The 2,959-nt window shown below is 69.4% G+C and carries 3 protein-coding genes; 2 read left to right on the forward strand and 1 reads right to left on the reverse strand.

The genetic code is table 11. From position 1 onward, the window contains the following. The coding region (locus CGX12_RS18975; RefSeq protein WP_094041433.1) for an isochorismate synthase at window positions 1-1,089 on the reverse strand (1,089 nt) is incomplete at its 3' end. Window positions 1,090-1,292: 203 nt separating this feature from the next. Here CGX12_RS18975 and CGX12_RS18980 point away from each other — a divergent pair. Beyond that, window positions 1,293-2,039 (forward strand): 5-oxoprolinase subunit PxpA, encoded by a 747-nt coding sequence (locus tag CGX12_RS18980; RefSeq protein ID WP_094041434.1) that lies wholly within the window; start codon window positions 1,293-1,295, stop codon window positions 2,037-2,039. Then, entirely contained in the window at window positions 2,036-2,746 is a 711-nt protein-coding gene (gene pxpB, locus CGX12_RS18985; RefSeq protein ID WP_094041435.1) for a 5-oxoprolinase subunit PxpB, read from the forward strand. Before CGX12_RS18980 ends, pxpB begins: the two co-directional genes overlap by 4 nt. Window positions 2,747-2,959 lie beyond the last annotated feature (213 nt).

Consider the following 2,959-nt stretch of genomic DNA (forward strand, 5'->3'; position numbering starts at 1 on the left):
CAGAAAGGCCAGGGCCGCCGGCCGGGGCGTGCCGCCCACCGCCGGGGTGGGATGCAGCGCCGCCAGCAGTTGCCAGTCCCGCACCGGCGCCTTCAGCCGAGCACCGATGTCGCGCTTGATATGCTGCAGCCGCCGGAGCGGGACCACCCTGGGTTCCCCCCGTTGCAGCCGGTCGGCCAGGGGAGCCAGCCGCGCCAGGATATCGGCCTGAACCAGGCGGTTTTCGTGGCCGTTCTTGTGGTCGGCCAGCAGGCTGGCCGCCAGGGCGGCGTCGGTTTCCTCGTCACCGGTACGGCGCACCGTGCCCGCCAGCGCCTCGGTTTGCAGCCGGCGGCCTTCGCGCCGGTACAGGCGCTCCGGGGAACAGCCGATAAAGGTCTGGCCGGGGGTGAATTCAAAGCCGAAGTGAAAGCAGTCCGGTTCGCGGCCGGCCCATCCGGCCAGCAGGCGCCAGGGATCCACCGGGGTTTCGGTGTGCAACCGGCTGCGGCGCGACAGCACCACCTTGGGGAGGCGGGCCAGGCTGTCCGGGGCCGTCACCCGTTCGACCAGCGCCCGCCAGCTCCGGCGGCCGGGTCTGTCCCGGCGCCGATAGTCGACGGGGTCCAGGGCCGGCAGGGGCTGTTCCGGCCGCAGTTGCTCCAGCGCCGTCAGCGCCGCCGCCAGTTCGGCCTCCCTGTTGTCCGGCCGCAGCCAGAGGTTGAGACAGAGCTGCACGCTCTGCCCCCGGCGCACCAGCTCGACCCGCGGCAGCACGAAGCGGCTGGGGCCGAAACCGGGCCAGCCGGGGGTCGCGGGATCGAAGGCCTGGCCGCCGAAATAGCGGGGGCTGTCGCCCTGGGCCGGCATCTGTTCATCCCCGCGGCGGATCTCGGCCGGGTCGGTCAGGGCCTCTATGCAGCCCAGGGTTGCGTATTCGGGCCTGTCCTGGCCCCGGCCATGCCAGTAGATGCGGGGGTAGAGCGACTGCGCCCGCAGCCAGCCCGGAAAGGAGTGCACCGCAAAGGTATTGCGCAGCCGAATAAAACCGTCGCAGGGCGAATGGTGCAGGGCCAACAGTTGTTGCCGGAGAGGAGTCTGGGTCAGCATGGGCGTTCATCAAAACCGGTGATAGCCCAGACTCTACTAAAGTGGTAGCCGCTTTCCCCTGCCCCGGATCAAGGTTATGGCCGATTGGATGGGACCGGGCCGGACACCCCAAGGGGCCTGTTCATGCCTGGAGCGGCCGGTTATGCTGGGATCCAACGCTCACTTTGGTGGCTGTGAACCACCTTGCAGAAGGAACCGACACCATGCCCAAACTGCTGTTGAACGCCGACATGGGGGAAAGCTTCGGCCCCTGGGTGATGGGCTGCGATCAGGAGGTGATGCCCTTCGTGGATCTGGCCAACGTGGCCTGCGGCTTTCACGCCTCCGATCCGGACACCATGCGCCGTACCGTACGCCTGGCGCTGGACCACGGAGTGAAAGTGGGCGCCCACCCGGCCTACCCGGATCTGGTGGGCTTCGGCCGCCGCTCCCTGGCCTGCTCCCCCGCCGAAATCGAGAACCTGGTGCTCTACCAGTTGGGGGCGCTCGACGCCCTGTGCCGGGCCGAAGGCGGCCGAGTGGCCTACCTCAAGCCCCACGGCGCCCTCTATAACGACATGATGCAGGATCCGGCCCGATTGGAGGCGGTGATCAAGGCGGTGGCCGCCTATGACCCCACCCTGCCGCTGATGGTGATGGCCACCCGGGATCCGCAGCCGGCCCGCACCCTGGCCGCCCGGCACGGCGTCACCCTCTGGTTCGAGGCCTTCGCCGATCGCGCCTACGACGCCCAGGGCCACCTGGTCTCGCGCCGGCTGCCCGGCGCCGTGCACCAGGACCCCGCCGTCATCGTCGAACAGGCCCGCTGCATCGCCCTGGGCCAGGCGCTCACCGCCAGCGACGGCAGCCCGCTTATGCTCGCCGCTGACACCCTGTGCGTGCACGGCGACAACCCCGAGTCCATCGCCGCGGTCAAGGCCATCCGCCAGGCCCTGGACCAACTGGCATGAGCACCCTGCCCCGGCTGGAAAACGCCGGCATGGACGCCTGGCTGGTGCGACTGTTCGACAGCATCGACGAGCGCAACATGGGCTGGATCACCGCCCTGGTACGAGGCTGCGAGCAGGCGTTCGGCGACGAGCTGGTGGATCTGGTGCCCTCCTACACCACGGTACTGGTGCAGTACGATCCCCTGCGCCTCGGCGACGACCAGGCGCGGCAAAAACTGCAAGACGTGCTGGCCGGGCTGGCCCCGGACCGGGACCATGCCGACGCCCCGGTCAAGGAGCTGCCGGTGTGGTACCACCCCAGCGTGGGCCCGGACATGGCCCGGCTGGAGCGGCATACCGGCCTCGCCGCCGAGCGGCTGATCCGGCTGCACAGCGAGCACGAGTACCGGGTATTCGCCTTGGGCTTTGCCCCCGGCTTCGCCTTTATGGGCACCCTGCCCGCCGAACTGGAACTGCCCCGGCTCGATACCCCTCGGCCGCGGGTGCCGGCGGGCAGCGTGGCCATCGCCGGCCGCCAGACCTCCGCCTACCCGCGCCCCTCCCCCGGCGGCTGGAACCTGCTCGGGCGCACCAGCGCCACCCTGTTCGACCCGCGCAGCAAAGACCTAAGCCTGCTACGGGTGGGGGATCGGGTGCGTTTCGTGCCGGTCGACAAGGCGACCTTCGAGCGCCTCGGCGGCGACACTTCTCCCATGGCAACAAGGTAGTTCTCGATGGCACAAGGATATCTCACCATCAGCCGCCCCGGCCCGCTCAGCACCCTGCAGGACGGCGGCCGCTACGGCGTGCGCCGCCTGGGCGTCGCCCCCGCGGGGGGCCCCCCCTCCCCTTTCACACTCCCTCCTCCCCCCGCCCACCGCCCATTTCGGCTGCCGTTCTTTTGCTTTTTAATAAAAACCTTTTTCTGCGTACTTCTTTTG

Origin of the sequence: Zobellella denitrificans, from assembly GCF_002237365.1 — a bacterium.
Taxonomy (GTDB): domain Bacteria; phylum Pseudomonadota; class Gammaproteobacteria; order Enterobacterales; family Aeromonadaceae; genus Oceanimonas; species Oceanimonas denitrificans.